Source organism: Falsiphaeobacter marinintestinus (assembly GCF_007923355.1).
Taxonomy (GTDB): Bacteria; Pseudomonadota; Alphaproteobacteria; order Rhodobacterales; family Rhodobacteraceae; genus Phaeobacter_A; species Phaeobacter_A marinintestinus.
Map to the genome: position 1 here is coordinate 276800 of NZ_VOGO01000003.1, position 17063 is coordinate 293862.

15 protein-coding genes are annotated in these 17063 nt (G+C 58.0%); 6 read left to right on the forward strand and 9 right to left on the reverse strand.

The window, feature by feature from the left end:
* Positions 1 to 3: 3 nt before the first annotated feature.
* On the reverse strand, positions 4 to 810 hold the full coding sequence (locus tag FOY56_RS08555; RefSeq protein WP_146345421.1) for a DUF4198 domain-containing protein: 807 nt from the start codon (positions 808 to 810) through the stop codon (positions 4 to 6).
* Between the two features lie 97 nt (positions 811 to 907).
* Positions 908 to 1528 carry a thiamine phosphate synthase gene (locus FOY56_RS08560; protein WP_146345422.1) on the reverse strand — a complete coding sequence of 207 codons (621 nt, stop codon included), beginning with the start codon at positions 1526 to 1528 and terminating at the stop codon, positions 908 to 910.
* Between the two features lie 133 nt (positions 1529 to 1661).
* Between FOY56_RS08560 and FOY56_RS08565 the strand changes: the two genes are divergently transcribed.
* Genes FOY56_RS08565 through FOY56_RS08575 form a run of 3 tightly spaced genes read left to right on the forward strand, consistent with a single transcriptional unit; the run spans position 1662 to position 5091 of the window.
* Positions 1662 to 2411: an RNA methyltransferase gene (locus FOY56_RS08565; protein ID WP_146345672.1), complete on the forward strand. Its 750-nt coding sequence runs from the start codon at positions 1662 to 1664 to the stop codon at positions 2409 to 2411.
* A gap of 59 nt (positions 2412 to 2470) precedes the next feature.
* The gene (ctaA, locus tag FOY56_RS08570) at positions 2471 to 3625 is read left to right on the forward strand and encodes a heme A synthase (RefSeq protein WP_146345423.1); all 1155 of its coding nucleotides are present in this window, start codon (positions 2471 to 2473) and stop codon (positions 3623 to 3625) included.
* Positions 3622 to 5091, forward strand: a complete 1470-nt coding sequence (locus FOY56_RS08575) for a carboxypeptidase M32 (protein ID WP_146345424.1) — start codon at positions 3622 to 3624, stop codon at positions 5089 to 5091. The genes ctaA and FOY56_RS08575 overlap by 4 nt, the downstream gene beginning before the upstream one ends.
* Here the strand turns inward: FOY56_RS08575 and FOY56_RS08580 are convergent.
* The 3 genes from FOY56_RS08580 to gyrA all read right to left on the reverse strand — a co-directional run bounded on the left by FOY56_RS08580 (position 5088) and on the right by gyrA (position 9252).
* The gene (locus FOY56_RS08580; protein WP_146345425.1) at positions 5088 to 5864 is read right to left on the reverse strand and encodes a transglutaminase-like domain-containing protein; all 777 of its coding nucleotides are present in this window, start codon (positions 5862 to 5864) and stop codon (positions 5088 to 5090) included. The two genes, FOY56_RS08575 and FOY56_RS08580, sit on opposite strands and share 4 nt — an antisense overlap.
* A gap of 103 nt (positions 5865 to 5967) precedes the next feature.
* Positions 5968 to 6327, reverse strand: coding sequence for a hypothetical protein (locus tag FOY56_RS08585; RefSeq protein WP_146345426.1), 360 nt, complete (start codon positions 6325 to 6327; stop codon positions 5968 to 5970).
* A gap of 189 nt (positions 6328 to 6516) precedes the next feature.
* On the reverse strand, positions 6517 to 9252 hold the full coding sequence (gyrA, locus tag FOY56_RS08590) for a DNA gyrase subunit A (protein ID WP_146345427.1): 2736 nt from the start codon (positions 9250 to 9252) through the stop codon (positions 6517 to 6519).
* 192 nt (positions 9253 to 9444) lie between these two features.
* Here gyrA and FOY56_RS08595 point away from each other — a divergent pair, with 192 nt between their 5' ends.
* Positions 9445 to 9714, forward strand: coding sequence for an usg protein (locus FOY56_RS08595; protein WP_146345428.1), 270 nt, complete (start codon positions 9445 to 9447; stop codon positions 9712 to 9714).
* Between the two features lie 173 nt (positions 9715 to 9887).
* Positions 9888 to 11207 (forward strand): calcium-binding protein, encoded by a 1320-nt coding sequence (locus FOY56_RS08600; protein ID WP_146345429.1) that lies wholly within the window; start codon positions 9888 to 9890, stop codon positions 11205 to 11207.
* 125 nt (positions 11208 to 11332) lie between these two features.
* Here FOY56_RS08600 and FOY56_RS08605 read toward each other — a convergent pair whose 3' ends face one another.
* A complete protein-coding gene (locus FOY56_RS08605; RefSeq protein ID WP_146345673.1) occupies positions 11333 to 13108 on the reverse strand; it encodes a SulP family inorganic anion transporter in 1776 nt (591 codons plus the stop codon).
* Positions 13109 to 13312: 204 nt separating this feature from the next.
* Positions 13313 to 14530 carry an acyl-CoA dehydrogenase gene (locus FOY56_RS08610; RefSeq protein WP_146345430.1) on the reverse strand — a complete coding sequence of 406 codons (1218 nt, stop codon included), beginning with the start codon at positions 14528 to 14530 and terminating at the stop codon, positions 13313 to 13315.
* Between the two features lie 101 nt (positions 14531 to 14631).
* On the opposite strand from FOY56_RS08610, the gene FOY56_RS08615 reads away from it, so the two are divergent.
* Complete coding sequence (locus tag FOY56_RS08615) at positions 14632 to 15537, forward strand: LysR family transcriptional regulator (protein WP_146345431.1); 906 nt, start codon at positions 14632 to 14634, stop codon at positions 15535 to 15537.
* Positions 15538 to 15635: 98 nt separating this feature from the next.
* Here FOY56_RS08615 and phoB read toward each other — a convergent pair whose 3' ends face one another.
* Entirely contained in the window at positions 15636 to 16325 is a 690-nt protein-coding gene (gene phoB / locus FOY56_RS08620) for a phosphate regulon transcriptional regulator PhoB (protein WP_146345432.1), read from the reverse strand.
* A 2-nt stretch (positions 16326 to 16327) separates the two neighbouring features.
* Entirely contained in the window at positions 16328 to 17038 is a 711-nt protein-coding gene (phoU, locus tag FOY56_RS08625; protein ID WP_146345433.1) for a phosphate signaling complex protein PhoU, read from the reverse strand.
* Positions 17039 to 17063: the final 25 nt, after the last annotated feature.

Sequence of the window (17063 nt, forward strand, 5' to 3'; positions counted from 1 at the left end):
CGGTTACTGCACCGGGGTCGAAAACGTAAGCGCCGCCCATAGGGTTTCCCAAACGGCTGCGTCATCGTCATCAGCGGGACGTAAGACGACCGCATCAAGAAGGTAGTCATGACCTGCAGACACCGGGATCACGACCTGACCCAATTGGTCGGTCCGGTGCAGGGTAATAGTCACTTGGCCATCTGGCGCTCGGTCGAACACTTCGACCTGAGCATCGGGCCTCGGCAGGTTTTCATAGAGCAGACCAACCGAGACCCCTTGAGTTAAATCATCGGTGTAAGGGTTCGTAAGCGCAACGAATTCTGTTTCAAGCCCTGTGCGCCCGTCAGCCCCTTTGGCATTGCCAACCCCGACCAATGCCTTGACATATCGGGTGTATAATTCGCTAAAACCCGACGCTGGCAATCCGCGAGCGATGTGTTGGTCGCGCGCTTGCGGGAAATCTTTGTGGGTGGTGAATTTCTCAAAGTTTTTCCATTGCGGATAGGTGATACGGGATGGGGCTGTCTGATGCACGAGAACCCAAAGGCCCGGTTCATCTGCCTGCATCCGGAAAGCCGGATAATCGCCTGCATTACCCAGGTAAACGCGCGTTTCACCATTAACGATAACGTCGAACCGTTCGGATTGGCCCGGAAAGAACGGATATGTTGCACCGCGAAACCGTTCTCCGTTTCTGAAATCGGCCTGGATTTCGGTGCCGACTTCAACCTGTGGCCGATCCGGCGACAACCAGAATTCATGGCCCGCCGCCGGGAAGGCCGAAAGGCAAACGCCGGAAATGACAGTGGCAACAAAGCGCAGCAGCATGGAACCCGATCCTGTGTGTTCACCAAATGCTGATCCCAGTTGGACAAAAGTCAAGAGACGCAGGATTACCCGATGAATCTAATAGGGCTGATCCTTGTCAGTCCAGAGGTGCAATCAGCGTCTTGAGGGCTGACAGCGGATCATCCGCTGACCAAATCTCATCCCCGATTCCGAAGAAATCAGTCATCGGGGCAAGTTGAGCCACCAGGTCGGGGGTCAGGCCACCTTCAGCGACAACCGGCAATTCGACGACATCCGACCACCACTGGAACAACTCAGTGTCAGCCACCGACCCGTCCCCCAAACCCGATCCGCTGACCGGGCCAAAGCTGATGTAGTCAGCCCCGGCTTCACCGGCGGACAGCCCATCATGGCTGGACACACCACAAAAGCTGCCAACGATCGCATCCGCGCCCAGCGTCTTGCGGGCCGCGCGCACCGATTTTCCGGCATCGCTCAGGTGCACACCGTCAAGCCCCAGCCGTTCAGCCAGCAACACATGGTCATTCACCACGATCGCGATATCGCGGGCATGGGCCACGGCGCGCAGCGCATCCGCAGCGCGGGCTACAGTGTCTTCGTCCGTGCTGGCCATGGCCAGGCGGATGCAGGCAATTGGCAACCCGTCCAGGACATTGGCCAAAACCGGTGCAAATGCGTCGGCGTCAAACACCGGCGGGGTGATCAGATAAAGTTGCGGCTGCTCGGGGGCGTCCATAGCGGTGGTCCTTCAATGGTCGTGCCGCGCGGTTTAGCGGATTAACGGCGGGAATCAAACGTTTTTGCAGGGCAGGCGGCTTGCCCTTGGTCGTCTGGGCGACTAGAGCAGGCCAGATTTCCGGAGGATCATGATGCCCACCGCCACGCCGCAGCCTGCCTTTGTCCTGGTTCGCCCGCAAATGGGCGAGAACATCGGGGCCGCCGCGCGGGCCATGTGGAACTTTGGTCTGGACCGGATGCGCATCGTTGATCCGCGCGATGGCTGGCCAAACCAAAAGGCCGTCGCCATGTCGAGCGGGGCAGGGCGTTTGCTGGACGAAGCCGGGTTGTTTGACGGCGTCGCCGATGCAGTGGCCGATTGTTCTTATGTCATGGCGACAACGGCGCGCCCGCGCGGCCTGACCAAACCCGTGCTCAGCCCCGAACGCGCGATGCAGATCGCTGCCGAAAAAATCGCGGCGGGTGAAAAGGTTGCGGTGATGTTCGGACCTGAACGCGCCGGGTTGGAAAACGACGATATCGCCAAGGCCAACGCCATCATCTCGGTTCCGGTGAACCCCGAATTCGCGTCGCTGAACCTGGCGCAATGCGTGTTGCTGACCGGATACGAATGGCAACGCCAGCAGGCCGGTATCGTCCACGAAACCGTGGACAGGCGGCGGCAGACCGATTGGGCCACCGGGCTTGAGGTTGAAAAGCTGGCACAGCACTACGAAGATCGGCTGGATCAGGCGGGGTTCTTCTTTCCCGACACCAAGGCCGATGGCATGAAAACCAATCTGCGCAACCTGTGGAGCCGGATGGAACTGACCCGCGCCGATGTTCAGATGTTTCATGGCATCATGCGGCAGATGGTCCGTTGGAAAGAACGCGGCGACTGAGACTGGACGACGCCGGGGCCTGCACCTAGCTTCGGAACAAAGCAGAATGTGAGGATGGCATGAGCGGCAAGCGCAACATCTTTGAAGAGGTCTCGGGCGATGACCCCGTGCGTCCGGTGACCCAACCCGGTCTGATCGACAAGGGACGGGGCGGCGCGCGCAACGGCATCCGCGTCTGGCTGATGATCCTGTTCGCATTGGTCGTTGCGATGATCGTCGTGGGCGGGTTGACCCGGCTGACCGACAGCGGGTTGTCGATCACCGAATGGCGCCCGGTCACAGGGGCAATGCCACCGATGACCGAAGCGGATTGGCAATCTGAGTTCGATAAATACAAGCAGATCGACCAGTGGCAGATCGAAAATCAATGGATGCAACTGTCTGATTTTAAACAGATCTACTGGTGGGAATGGGGCCACCGCCAATTGGGCCGTGTCATCGGGCTGGTCTGGGCACTTGGGTTCTTCGGCTTCCTGATCGCGCGCAAGATCCCAACAGGGTGGACCGGCAAACTGATCATTCCCGGTGCGCTGGGTGGCCTGCAAGGGGCCATCGGCGGGTGGATGGTTGCATCGGGCTTGACGCAGGGCGAAGGCATGACTTCGGTCGCCTCGTACCGGTTGGCGCTGCATCTGGGACTGGCCTTTGTTATTCTGGGCGTCATCGCGTGGTATGTGTTTGAACTGGGTCGCACGGACCGTGATCTGATGCAGGCGCGGCGGGCCAAGGATGCCAAGCTGTTCGGGATGTCTACCGGGTTGCTGCACTTTGCGTTCCTGCAGATCCTGCTGGGCGCACTGGTGGCGGGTATCGATGCCGGACGCAGTTATACTGACTGGCCGCTGATGGGCGGGCAGGTGATCCCGCCCGATCCGATGCTGCTGGAACCGGCATGGCGAAATTTCTTTGAAAACCCGGGCCTTGTGCAGTTCATTCACCGGGTCAGCGGGTATCTTCTTTTGGCCTTCGGCGTGGTGGTCTGGATGCGCGGACGGGCTTCGGCACACCCGAACACGCGGTTTGCGTTTAACGCGGCCTTTGCAGCGCTGTTGCTACAGGTTGTTCTGGGCATCGTGACCGTGGTCTATGCCGCACCGCTGCATATCGCGATTGTCCATCAGCTTTTGGCGGTCGTTGTCTGGGTCGCGATCCTGCGCGCCCGGTTCCTGTCTGCCTATCCACAAGTCACATCTGTCCGGGGAGCCCCAGCATGAGCGCGTATGATGAATTGATGGCCTTTCAGCGCGATACCAGCGCGATGGGCCAGATTGCCGGTCGTCTGGGCTGGGATCAGGAAACAATGATGCCACGCGGCGCAGCGTCACAACGCGGGGCCGAGATGGCGGCAATGGAAGCCGTGCTGCACGCGCGCAGATCAGATCCGCGCGTCGGCGATTGGCTGGACAAGGCTGAAGCCACCGATGACGTCAGCGCGGCGCAACTGCGCGAAATCCGTCGCAGCTATGAGCGGACGCTGAAAGTACCCGCGGATCTGGCGCGCAAAATCGCACAGGTCACGTCCGAGGCGCAAGGCAAATGGGCTGCGGCCCGCGCCGATGAAGACGTCGACGCGTTCCTTCCGGTTCTGGAAGAAGTTGTCGCCCTGAAGCGCGAAGAAGGCGCGGCCCTGGCCGCCGGCGGCGACATCTATGACGCGATGCTTGAGGATTATGAACCTGGCACAACCGGGACGCAAATTGGCGACACCTTTGATGCCATGCGCCCGCGTCTGGTGGCGTTGCGGGCGGCTGTTCTTGATCAACCAGAACCGCAGGGTTTGAGCGGAACCTATGATGCGGCGGCGCAGATGGCCTTGTCTGAAAAGCTGGCGGTGGCATTTGGCTATGATCTGAACCGGGGTCGGCTGGACAAGGCAGTGCACCCGTTCAGCTCGGGCAGCGGATCGGATGTCCGGATCACGACCCGTACATCTGCGACCGATCCGTTCAACTGCATCTATTCAACGATCCATGAAACCGGCCATGCCTGTTACGAACTTGGCGTCGACCCCGCCTTTGCGCTGACTCCGCTGGGAAGTGGCGTTTCGATGGGCGTGCACGAAAGTCAAAGTCGCATCTACGAAAACCAACTGGGCCGCTCGCGCGCTTTCACCGGCTGGCTGTTCACCCAGATGCAAGACACCTTTGGCGATCTTGGCGTGGCCGATGCCGATGCGTTTTATGCGGCTGTGAACCGGGTCCAAAACGGGTACATCCGGACCGAAGCGGACGAGATTCAGTATAATCTGCACATCATGCTGCGCTTCGATCTGGAGCGCGCGTTGATGAGCGGGGATCTGGCTGTTGATGATCTGGAAGCCGCCTGGAACGACCGGTTTGCCGCCGATTTCGGATATGCTGTCGACAAGCCGTCGAATGGCTGTTTGCAGGATGTGCATTGGTCGGTCGGTCTGTTCGGTTATTTCCCGACCTATTCTCTGGGCAACGTCTATGCTGGGTGTTTGTATGGCGCGTTGCGCGGCGCCGTGCCGGATCTGGACACGAACCTGGGGCAGGGCGACACGTCTGGTGCCACAGGATGGCTGCGCGAAAACCTGCAACGCCACGGCGGGCTCTATGCCCCGCGCGATGTGATCGAACGGGCCAGCGGAGTGACACCCGGCCCCGAGCCGTTGCTGGCCTATCTTGAAGCAAAGTTTAGCGAGATCTACGGCCTCTAAATCCGCATCACGTTGACGTTTTGATAGATGAACCCGGCGGGGTCCGATGTCTCCATAAAGGCCACGTCGCAAGCGTCGCGGCCAACCGAGATCACGGCAACCTCGTCCGGGTGACACATGCCGGTTGCATCGACATTGTGCCATCTGCCGTCCAGCCAGACCTGTGCGACGGCGTGGAAGTCGGGCGGCTGCACACCTATGCCGTACACCGAACAATAGCGCGCCGGGATGTCCGCCGCGCGGACTAAGGCACAGACCATATGCGCATAATCGCGACAAACGCCTGCGCGCGCGGCGAACGTGTCAATCACCGTGGTCGTAGCGTCCGAAGTGCCCGGCACATAGTCCATTTCGGTGTGCACCCAGTCGCGGATCGCGGCCACTTTTGCGCCGCCCTGCAAATGGCCGAACCGACGCGCGACAAAACCGATGAACATATCGGACTGGCAATAGCGGGACGGGCGCAAAAAGCTTAGCACTTCGCCCGGCAAGGCGTGACGCGGTGTGCTGTACAGGGTCTCAAGCGCTGTCGCGTCCGGGGTAATTTCGGCTTGCGCGCAGTATCGCACCGACATCCTCGGCATCTGAAGCCCGGCCCACAAACGCTGTCCGACGCCAGCCTCACCCGCCACGCGGGTCAACGTTGCATTGGGAAAGCTCAGTGTCTCGTAAAAAACAGTCTGGGCTGATGTCCGGGCCACCTCGAACGCCAGGCAAGCAAGAAGGTCACCAGAAAGATCATACTCCATCGCAACGTCGATCTGGATCTGCATTCAGGCCCCTTTGGTGAAAACGGGCAGCTGATCGCCGCCCGATATCATCCGGTATCGTGGTCGCAGAAAACAGTTCTTAAAGCTGACGCCCTCGCAGACGGGATTACTGTTTCACGCAGGTTGATTTTGGAACGCCAGACCCCGACACTGTCAAGCTGCCATTTTTGTTCTGAACGATCTTGCGGCTGGCATTTGTACTTGCGTTGCGCATTTTGCCGTTCTTGTGCAGATTATAGCCCGCCTGAGTGGTCTTGCCGTCCATGGTGACAGTGTAGGGAAAACTTTTTCCCGCGGGGTCCGATTTGGAAAAGGACCAGACCATTGATCCTCCACCGAACTTGCAGTCAAACGTGTTGCCATTTAGCGCGGTCACCAAGTCAGAGCCTTTGAGTTCAGCAGCTGATGCCGAGGTTGACAGAAGCGCCAGACTGACTGCGGCAGAGATTGAAAAGATCTTGAACATAAAAATTACCCAATTCAGCTATGTTTGTTTTTTAGTTTTATTGATTCAGTTTAGCCACAAAACAAAGCCAACTCGCAACACTTTATTCAAAATCCACTGGACTCCACATTACCCGTCAAGATCAAAAAAAATCGGGCCCGGATCATAATGATCGCGGGCCCGAAGACTTAAGTATTACGGATCAAACCGTCATTCTTCGCCGTCGTCCTCGTCGCCCTGATCGGCGATCCAGGCCACGCTCACGACTTCTTCTCGGACGCCCGTGTTGAACACCTTGACGCCACCGGCACTGCGCGACCGGAACGAGATTCCGTCAACCGGGACCCGGATCGATTGCCCCTTGGACGTCGCAAGCATGATCTGGTCGTCCATCTCAACCGGGAAGGAGGCCACGATTTCACCGCCGCGCATCGCCTTGTCCATCGCTGCAACACCCATGCCGCCGCGGCCGCGCACCGGATAATCATGTGAAGAACTCAACTTACCCGAACCACCCGCCGTGATGGTCAGGATCAGGTTTTCGGCAGCCGACATCCGCGCGTATTTTTCGGGACCAAAGGTATCGCTTGCAGCGACTTCTTCGTCGTCCGATCCATCTTCATCGGTCAGTCCGGCAACAGCGCGACGCATTTTCAGATAAGCAACGCGATCTTCGGGCGTGGCTTCAAAATGTCGGATCACAGACATCGACACAACCCGATCGCCATTGGACAGTCGGATGCCCCGCACACCGGTGGATTCGCGCGAGTTAAATACCCGCACATCCGTCGTGCGGAATCGGATCGCACGGCCAGAATTGGTGAACAGCATCACGTCATCGTCTTCAGAACAAATCCGCGCATTTACCAGATGAACGGATCCATCTTCTGGCAGCTTCATCGCGATCTTGCCGTTGCGGCGCACGTTGGTGAAATCCGACAACCGGTTGCGGCGCACATCGCCAGCCGATGTCGCAAAGATCACCTGCAGGTTTTCCCACTCTTCGTCCGGCACGTCGACCGGCATGATCGCCGCAATCGACACACCTGTCGGGATTGGCAGGATATTGACGACGGCCTTGCCCTTGGCAGTTCGGCCACCTTGGGGCAGGCGCCAGGTCTTGAGCTTATAAACCATGCCTTCGGTGGTGAAGAACAGAAGCTGGGTATGCGTGTTGGCCACAAAGAGCGTGGTGACCACGTCTTCTTCTTTGGTCTGCATCCCGGCCATGCCTTTGCCGCCCCGCTTCTGAGAACGGAAATCGACCAGAGGCGTGCGCTTGATATACCCGCCCGAAGTCACGGTCACGACCATGTCTTCACGCTCGATCAGGTCTTCGTCTTCCATGTCGCCGGACCAGTCGACAATCTCGGTGCGACGCGGCACGGCGAACAGGTCTTTGACCTCGCGCAGTTCGTCTCCGATGATCGCCATGATCCGGTCACGCGAACCCAGAATTTCCAGGTATTCCTGAATCTTACGGGCCAGTTCTTCAAGTTCGTCAGTAACTTCCTTGACGCCAATTTGAGTGAGGCGCTGCAGACGCAATTCAAGGATGGCACGGGCCTGGGTTTCCGACAGATTATAGGTCCCGTCATCATTCATCGGGTGGGTCGGGTCGTCGATCAGCTGGATATAACCCGCGATATCCGCGGCTGGCCAACGCCGGGTCATCAGTTTTTCACGCGCTTCGGCGGCATCTGCCGAACTGCGGATCGTTGCAACGATCTCATCAACGTTGGACACAGCGACGGCCAGACCACATAGGATGTGGCTGCGATCACGCGCCTTGCGCAGTTCAAACGCGGTGCGCCGCACCACAACATCCTCGCGGAAGTCTATGAAAGAGGTAAGGAATCTCCGCAACGTCAGCTGTTCGGGGCGGCCACCATTCAGCGCCAGCATGTTGCACCCGAACGAGGTCTGCATTGGCGAAAAGCGGAACAGCTGGTTCAGCACCACTTCGGCCGTCGCATCGCGCTTCAGTTCAATTACGACGCGCACACCGTTACGGTCGGATTCATCCTGAACGTGGCTGACGCCTTCAATGCGTTTTTCGCGCACCGCCTCGGCGATCTTTTCGATCATTGAGGCCTTGTTCACCTGATAGGGAATCTCATCCACAACAATGGCATAGCGGTCTTTGCGGATCTCTTCGACACGGGTCTTGGCCCGGATGATGACGCTGCCACGCCCTTCAAGATACGCCTTTCGCGCGCCGGTTCTGCCCAACATGACACCACCGGTCGGGAAATCCGGACCCGGGACATAGTTAATCAACTGTTCGCTGGTCAGATCCGGTTCGTCGATCAAAGCCAGCGTGGCATCAACCACTTCGCCCAGGTTATGCGGCGGGATGTTCGTGGCCATGCCGACAGCAATACCGCCAGCGCCGTTGACCAGCATGTTCGGGAAGCGGGCAGGGAGCACGGTCGGCTCCTGATCCTTACCGTCATAGTTGTCCTGAAAATCGACAGTTTCCTTGTCGATATCAGCCAGCAAAAACGCGGCAGGCTTGTCCATCCGGACTTCGGTATAGCGCATGGCCGCCGGGTTATCGCCGTCCATCGATCCAAAGTTGCCCTGACCATCCAGCAGCGGCAATGACATCGAGAAATCCTGCGCCATTCGGACCAAGGCGTCATAAATCGCTGAGTCGCCGTGCGGGTGATACTTACCCATGACATCGCCGACCGGGCGCGCAGATTTTCTGTACGATTTGTCGTGCGAATTGCCCGTTTCGTGCATCGCATAGAGGATCCGGCGGTGCACCGGTTTCAACCCGTCGCGCAGATCCGGGATCGCGCGCGAAACGATGACCGACATGGCATAATCCAGATAGGATGTGCGCATCTCGGATTCGATAGAGACAGTCGGGCCTTCATAGGCCGGCCGCTCTGGCGGGGTTTCATCCATGTTTTCAGGGGTTTCCGGCGTATCGCTCACGTCTCGTGCCCAATCTTTGTGCAGGGTCTATATGTTGTGTTCTTACCTTATCATTACCGTCATATAAGGTGCAATGGGCCTTTGAACGACGCGTTGGCAGCCGCCTTCCAGAACTGCTAACACATTGTTTTATATGAAAACTAAAGAATTTGTTGGATCATGGCTTTGGACGCAGTCAAGAAGGAGGTTCAAATGCCCCAATCCGAGACCGAGTTGATGCTGAAAGGTTATGGCCTGACCACGGCTGAGTTTTTCTATCATATGCCCGATTACATTCACGTCCTGAACACGTTCATCTGGCAAGACTACGATCTGGCGCCGGATCATCCCAAGTTGTTTGATTTTGTCGAGTTCTGGCAGAAAGAGATCGACGGACCGTTGCATTCCGTTCGGTTCACGCATCGCAAAATGCTGTCTTCCGGGGAATGGCGAAACATCGTGGGCGAATTCCGTTTGAACTGAAAATTCCGATTCAAGCATTCACAATTGACGAAGATGCCGTAAGGTCAATGATACCTGTAGCTGCACATTGATCACCTTCGCTGAAGGGCAGGCGACACGCAGGTATCAATTTTCGGCCACCTATTTGGGTGCCCAAATCGAATATTTTGTTCAAACAACATGAAAGAGATCCCATGGAAAGCGGACTTAACCTTTCGACCACCACAGTTACAATTTATGGGGACTGGTTTGGACCCAACTTTGTGAATGGCCTCGCGGCTCAGACAATGACCTACGAAGTGCTGTCGGAACACCACGCAAAGCTCGTCTTTGTCGGAGGATTCAATGACAACGTCACCTATGTCCAGCATGTATCCGGCTACGGGTTTGACTATGATCCTGTGACAGAGCGGTATTCCGGCACGGTTACCAGCTATTACTCATACGAACGCGGCGACCAGCAAAACGCATGGAGGTTCACAAACCTCGACGCCTCGCTGGATGTGCTGAATTCGAACGCCTCGGACACAGCGGTTACTTTTGGCGACCTTCTGGTTGTTCCGTTGCAGTACGACTTTGTCGGTGCGGCCGGGAAAGACTTCTATATTCTGGGGTCTTTCAATGACATAGCGCACGGCTTTAATGGCGACGACACGTTTATCGGACTGACTGGAAACGACACCATTTACGGCAACACCGGCGACGACAAACTGGTTGGTAGCGAAGGCGAAGATTTCATCAGCGGCGGCGGCGGGTTCGATTTCATTCGAGGTGGCGAAGACAACGATGAGCTGTACGGAGATGCCGGTGACGACACTATCCTTGGCGGGCGTGGATCGGACGAGATGCATGGCGGTCAGGGTCACGACGACATGGAAGGCGGCGCTGGCAATGACATGATGATGGGCGACAGCGGCGACGACATGATGTTTGGCGGAACCGGTTCTGACCTGATCAACGGTGGCGACGGGCGCGACACAATTCACGGTGGCGACGACGGCGATACGCTGCGCGGCGGCAGCGGCAATGACATGATCTACGGCAATGATGGCTCTGATTTCATCTATGGCGGCGGTGGCAATGACATGATCATCGGCGGCGACGGCACCAACATCATGTATGGCGACAACGGCAACGACACCATTCAGGGCGGCGACGCCAGCGATGAACTGTTCGGTGGGCGTGGCAACGACGTGCTGTCCTCAGGACTGGGGCCGGACTTTCTGAATGGCGGACTGGGCGACGACATCTTGTCTGCGAATGGCGGCGGCGATGGCGACAAGACCAGCGACAACTTCATTTTTGAAGGCACATTCGGCAACGATACGATCACCGATTTCGAAGTCGGTTTTGACAGCATCATCCTGGCAGTCGCCATTGACGAGTCAGACGTGACAACGCAAATCATCGGCGACGACGTTCTGATCGAAGTTGCGCTTGGGCAGGGTCAATCCATCCTGGTCGAAGGCGTGGCGTCAACTTTTGACGCAAGCATCGACATCTCGTTTGCTTGACGGATCTGTCAGCACATCCAGCTAACACATTGGACCATTGCGGTTAATCGCAATGGTCCAATGTGTACTAATTTAACATAATACTGATTATAAGATTATCGTATGATTGGTATGGCCAAGCCATGTCAGGCCGCGCTAGGTTCTGCAATCTGCTCTTTGCTCACCCGCTTGAGCCGTTCGAAGGCCTCGTATTGCGACAGGAAGATCTGCCCTGTCATCTCTTCAAGGAAGTGACTTCGGATCAAACGGTCCATAACCGGGCCTTTGACTTCGGAAAGATGCATCGTGATGCCCATGTCCTTGAGACGCTGATTGATCGCCTCAAGGGACTCAAGGGCGCTAAAGTCGACCTCGTTCACGGCCGAGAACATCAGGATCACATGCTTCAGCTCATCCCGGTTCTGAAGCACCCGCGCCTGAATCAGATCCTCCATCCGGCGCGCATTTGCAAAGTACAGGCTTTCATCGATGCGCAGCGTTACGAAAGACGGATCAGTCAGCACCTTGTGGCGGTTGATGTTGCGGAAATGCTGGCTGCCCGGCACCAGCCCGACCTCGGCAACATGCGGACGCGAGGTTTTCCAGATGAACAACAACAACGAAACACCGACGCCAGCGGCAACGCCCACTTCGACCCCGACCAGCAGCGTCAGCATGATCGTTGTCAGAACTGCGAGAAAATCGGCCCTGGAATAGCCCCAGCTCCGCGTCAGGATCGACAGATCGACCAATGACAGCACCGCAACGATGATGGTCGCGGCCAATGTCGCTTTGGGCAAGAAATACAACAGCGGTGTCAGCGTCAATGCGGCCAGCAACAACCCGACGGCGGTGAATGCCCCTGCCGCAGGTGTCCGCGCACCCGCGTCGAAATTCACCACGGACCGGGCAAAGCCACCCGTTACCGGATAGCCGCCCGACAAAGCCGACGACACGTTCGATGCCCCCAGCGCGATCAGTTCCTGATTGGGTTCGATGCGTTGTTTGCGTTTGGCGGCCAGCGTCTGAGCCACCGAAACGGATTCCACATAGCCGATGACCGAAATCAGCACTGCAGGGCCGACCAGCGCGCCAAGCAGTGCGAAATCTATCGTCGGCAGGCCCAGAGGCGGCAAACCGGTCGGAACCTCTCCGACGACCTTCACCCCTGCCCCCGGCAAGTTCAGCAGCCAAGTGACCAAGGTGGTGCCGACGATCGCAAAAACCGGCCCAACGCGGGCAATCGTTGCGGCCAGTCCCGGCTCGAACCCAAGTTTGGACACCAGCACACGCGCCATGCCCTTGCGCACCCAGAACAGGAAGGACAGCGCGGCAACGCCGATGATCAGCGTTGGCCAGTTCAAGTTCGGCAGTTCATGCCAGATCGAGGTCAGCACCTCGGGCAAGGTATGCCCATGTGCCGTTACGCCCAGGATATGCTTTAGCTGGCTGGCTGCGATCAGGATGCCCGAGGCCGTGATGAACCCTGCGATCACCGGATGCGACAGAAAATTCGCCACAACACCCAACCGCAAGATGCCCATGCCCAGCAAGATCAGACCTGACAGCAGCGCCAGAACGGCGGCGGCGGTGGTGTATTCGCTCAGCGTTTGCAGTTCTAACGGCGCCAGCGCCGAGGCTGTCATCAGCGACACAACGGCCACCGGCCCCACGGCCAACGCCCGGCTGGTGCCAAACAGCGCATAAAAGACCAGGGGCAGGATCGATGCATACAGACCCACCTCAGCCGGCAGCCCCGCCAACAAGGCATAGGCCAGAGATTGCGGGATCAACATGATTGTCACGATCAACGCCGCGGTCAAATCACCGCTCAGCTGATCACGATCATAGCGGCGCCCCCAGTCCAGAACCGGAAGTGAGCGTTGCAGACGCTCGGATTTGCCGAGACTTTCGGACAGCATATTCATTATGTTTTTCAAACTGTTTCACCCCTGGCAAAGGATCGGCCCGGCACAGTCGGCCGGGCATGGGAGCATGTTCCATTAACACATCGTGTTTTTTATATATGTACAACATGCCTTTTGTGAAGGCCACCCCCAGAGTGTCGCAGTCATGACAAAGGCCGGGCACCCTGCCCGGCCTTGTTATCCAGCTCAAAGTGGCGTTCAGAAAAACGCCTGCAACCCGGTTTGAGCGCGCCCGAGGATCAGCGCATGCACGTCATGCGTGCCCTCATAGGTGTTGACAGTTTCCAGGTTCAGCAGATGGCGGATCACCTGGTATTCCAGGCTGATCCCGTTGCCACCATGCATGTCGCGGGCATTGCGCGCGATCTCAAGCGCCTTGCCACAATTGTTGCGTTTCACGATCGAAATCATCTCGGGCGCGGCCCTGGCTTCGTCCATCAAACGGCCAACCCGCAACGACGCGTGCAGACCCAGCGTGATCTCGGTTTGCATATCTGCCAGCTTGCGTTGGAACAGCTGAGTCTGTGCCAACGGGCGGTTAAACTGCTTGCGATCCAGACCGTACTGGCGCGCGGCATGCCAGCAGGCCTCGGCCGCCCCCATCGCGCCCCAGCTGATGCCATAGCGTGCCCGGTTCAGACAGCCGAACGGACCTTTCAGCCCCTGCACATAGGGCAGCAGCGCGTCTTCGCTGACCTCAACACCGTCCAGAACAATCTCACCGGTGATCGACGCGCGCAGCGACATCTTGTTTTCAATCTTCGGCGCGCTCAGACCCTTGGTGCCCTTTTCCAGAACAAACCCGCGGATCTTGCCGCCATGCGCTTCGGACTTTGCCCAGACCACGAACACATCGGCAATCGGCGCGTTGGAAATCCACATTTTGGAGCCATTCAGCACATACCCGCCCTGCACCTTTTCAGCGCGGGTTTTCATGCCAGCCGGGTCCGATCCGGCGTCTGGTTCGGTCAGCCCAAAGCAGCCAATCCATTCGCCGCTGGCCAGTTTCGGCAGATACTTCTGTCGCTGCTCTTCGCTGCCATAGGCATAGATCGGATACATCACGAGCGAACTTTGCACCGACATCATCGACCGGTACCCGCTGTCTACACGCTCGACCTCGCGCGCGACCAGCCCATATGACACATAGCCGCCGCCAAGCCCGCCATACTCCTCAGGGATCGTGGTGCCCAACAGCCCCATTTCGCCCATCTCGCGAAAAATCTCGGGGTCGGTGGTTTCGTTGGCAAAGGCATCTGTGACACGGCTTTGCAGTTTTTCCTGAGCGTATGACCGCGCGCTGGCGCTGATCATGCGCTCATCCTCGGTCAGTTGGTCATCCAACAGCAGCGGATCGGCCCAGTCAAAACTTGACAGATCCGGAGCATCCTTGGCGCGAAGCGTGGGTTGAGACATCGACGTTTTCCTTGCATTGCATCCGGTTTGGCGCACCCTACCCTGCCATTTCATCAAGAAACAGCGAGACTTTTACATGGTTGCATGACTATACCGCATAGATGCTGACAAGTCGCCGCCACCTTCCCTCCTTTGCCGCGCTCAGGGCGCTGGAAGCGCTCGACAGGTTGGGCAGTGCCTCGGCGGTTGCTCAGGAACTTGCCCTCACGCAAAGCGCGATCAGCCGTCAATTGCAGGGCCTGGAAGATCAATTGGGCGTGGCGTTGATCAACCGAGCGCAGAAACGTCTGACGTTAACGCCACAGGCCCGGACCTTTGTCGATGAAATTCGCCCTGCCCTGACTCAGATTGCCCAGTCCGCGCTGCGCTTGCAGGTGCCACACAGCGGTGGCTCGCTGAATCTCGCAATCCTGCCCGCCTTCGGGATGCGCTGGCTGATGCCAAGACTGCCCGACTTTGCACGCCTGCACCCGGATGTGACCATCAACATGGCGACCCGGCTGGAGCCGTTCAATTTCGCCTCGGAAAGCTTCGACGCGGCGATCTGGTACGGGTCCGGAAACTGGCCCGGTACCGGGACTCTGTTGCTGAAGCACGAACAGGTCTTGCCGATTTGTTCACCCGAAATGGCCGCGCGGATCACGTCACCGCAGACCCTGCTGACCCTGCCGCTGCTTCACATCCAGTCGCGGCCCCGCGCCTGGGCCGATTGGTTCACACAGGCCGGCGTCTCACTTTCGGGCCCGGTTCCCGGAACCTTGTATGATCAGTTTTCAACAATCACTCAGGCCGCCCTGCATGGGCTTGGCGTGGCCCTGATGCCCGATTATCTGGTCGAACAGGATCTCGCCACGGGCCGGCTTGCCGCGCCCTGCGGTGCAGCCACCGAAAGTCCCGGCGCCTATTATCTGGCGTGGCCTCTGGCCAAGGCCAATGACAGCGCCCTGTCCCTGTTTCGTGACTGGCTGACGCCACAGGCCCAGCCCGAAGACCCGTTGCCGCGCTAAACGACGCCGGACCTGCGCGCCCTGCCCCATTCTTCTCTTTGCAAAATACTCCCGCCGGAGGCATCCGCCATTACCGCTCACTTAACCGGTTTCGGCCCTTACCCCAGCGCGTATCCCGCGCCACGCACCGTCCGCACCGGATCATCGCCACCATATTGGGTCAACGCCTTGCGCAATCGACCGATGTGAACGTCCACGGTTCGGGTATCAACATAGATGTCGCGCCCCCAGACCCGGTCCAGCAGCTGCTCACGGCTCCACACCCGGCCCGGCTTTTCCATGAAGGTCGACAACAGGCGAAACTCGGTCGGGCCCAACTTCAATGGTTTTTCCGATCGGCTGACCTTGTGCGTTTCGGCGTCCAGCACGATATCATCGAATTCAAGCTGCAGGCCAACGGTCGATGGGCGGACCCGCCGCAACTGAGAGCGCACGCGGGCCATCAGTTCGATCACCGAATACGGCTTGATCACATAATCATCCGCCCCGGTTTCCAGACCGCGCACCTTGTCCAGTTCTTCGGTCCGCGCTGACAACATGATGATCGGGATAGACCGGGTTTCAGCGCGCGATTTCAGCCGTCGGCACACTTCGATCCCGCTCAGGTTCGGCATCATCCAGTCCAGAACGATGATATCGGGGTTCTCTTCCTCAACGATCAAGAGCCCTTCTTCGCCATTCTCGGCCTTCAGAACACGAAACCCTTCGGCTTCCAGATTGTATGCCAGCACTTCGCGCTGAGCCAGTTCGTCTTCGACCACAAGAACTGTCGGCTGATCGACAGACATTCTTACAACTCCAATGTGCTGATCGACGTGGTATCGGCCTTTTGGCGATCTTCCGCCGGGCGATCCCCCGTCACCAGATACACCACCTGTTCGGCAATCGCTGTAACGTGATCACCCATCCGTTCGATGTTCTTTGCGATGAAATGCAGATGCATGCAGGACGAGATATTTCGCGGATCTTCCATCATGAAGGTCAGGAATTCGCGGAACAGTGCATTGTACATCTGATCGACCTCGCGATCGCGTTCGATGATATCCTGCGCCAGTTCAGGATCGCGCTGGATGTATGAATCCAAAGCGTCTTTCAGCATCAGCTCGACTTCCCGGGCCATCCGGCGCAGCGCCGCTGCGCTGTCATTGACCGGCTGGGCCTTTGCCAGCACGCCGGTTCGTTTGGCGATATTCTTGGCGTAATCACCAATCCGTTCCAGGTTGGCGCTGATCTTCATCACCGACAGAACAATCCGCAGATCGACCGCAGTCGGCGACCGCAAGGCCAGCAGACGGGCCGTTTCTTCGTTGATCAGCTCTTCCAGCCCATCAATGGCAAGGTCGTCCCGGATGATTGTTTCGGCCAATTCGACATCGCGGGTTTCCAGTGAATGCGCCGATTTCACGATCGCGGCTTCGACCAGGCCACCCATCTTCATGATCTGGGCCTGAATGGCCTCAAGATCCCGATCAAAAGCAGTCGCAATATGCTGTTCTGGCATAGTTTTCTCCAATTCGCAGTCGGAT

What these genes read in the sequence shown, in the direction of transcription:
- FOY56_RS08555 (WP_146345421.1), bottom strand. Translation starts at nt 810, where the DNA reads ATGCTGCTGCGCTTTGTTGCCACTGTCATTTCCGGCGTTTGCCTTTCG.
- FOY56_RS08560 (WP_146345422.1), bottom strand. Translation starts at nt 1,528, where the DNA reads ATGGACGCCCCCGAGCAGCCGCAACTTTATCTGATCACCCCGCCGGTG.
- FOY56_RS08565 (WP_146345672.1), top strand. Translation starts at nt 1,662, where the DNA reads ATGCCCACCGCCACGCCGCAGCCTGCCTTTGTCCTGGTTCGCCCGCAA.
- ctaA (WP_146345423.1), top strand. Translation starts at nt 2,471, where the DNA reads ATGAGCGGCAAGCGCAACATCTTTGAAGAGGTCTCGGGCGATGACCCC.
- FOY56_RS08575 (WP_146345424.1), top strand. Translation starts at nt 3,622, where the DNA reads ATGAGCGCGTATGATGAATTGATGGCCTTTCAGCGCGATACCAGCGCG.
- FOY56_RS08580 (WP_146345425.1), bottom strand. Translation starts at nt 5,864, where the DNA reads ATGCAGATCCAGATCGACGTTGCGATGGAGTATGATCTTTCTGGTGAC.
- FOY56_RS08585 (WP_146345426.1), bottom strand. Translation starts at nt 6,327, where the DNA reads ATGTTCAAGATCTTTTCAATCTCTGCCGCAGTCAGTCTGGCGCTTCTG.
- FOY56_RS08595 (WP_146345428.1), top strand. Translation starts at nt 9,445, where the DNA reads ATGCCCCAATCCGAGACCGAGTTGATGCTGAAAGGTTATGGCCTGACC.
- FOY56_RS08600 (WP_146345429.1), top strand. Translation starts at nt 9,888, where the DNA reads ATGGAAAGCGGACTTAACCTTTCGACCACCACAGTTACAATTTATGGG.
- FOY56_RS08605 (WP_146345673.1), bottom strand. Translation starts at nt 13,108, where the DNA reads ATGCTGTCCGAAAGTCTCGGCAAATCCGAGCGTCTGCAACGCTCACTT.
- FOY56_RS08610 (WP_146345430.1), bottom strand. Translation starts at nt 14,530, where the DNA reads ATGTCTCAACCCACGCTTCGCGCCAAGGATGCTCCGGATCTGTCAAGT.
- FOY56_RS08615 (WP_146345431.1), top strand. Translation starts at nt 14,632, where the DNA reads ATGCTGACAAGTCGCCGCCACCTTCCCTCCTTTGCCGCGCTCAGGGCG.
- phoB (WP_146345432.1), bottom strand. Translation starts at nt 16,325, where the DNA reads ATGTCTGTCGATCAGCCGACAGTTCTTGTGGTCGAAGACGAACTGGCT.
- phoU (WP_146345433.1), bottom strand. Translation starts at nt 17,038, where the DNA reads ATGCCAGAACAGCATATTGCGACTGCTTTTGATCGGGATCTTGAGGCC.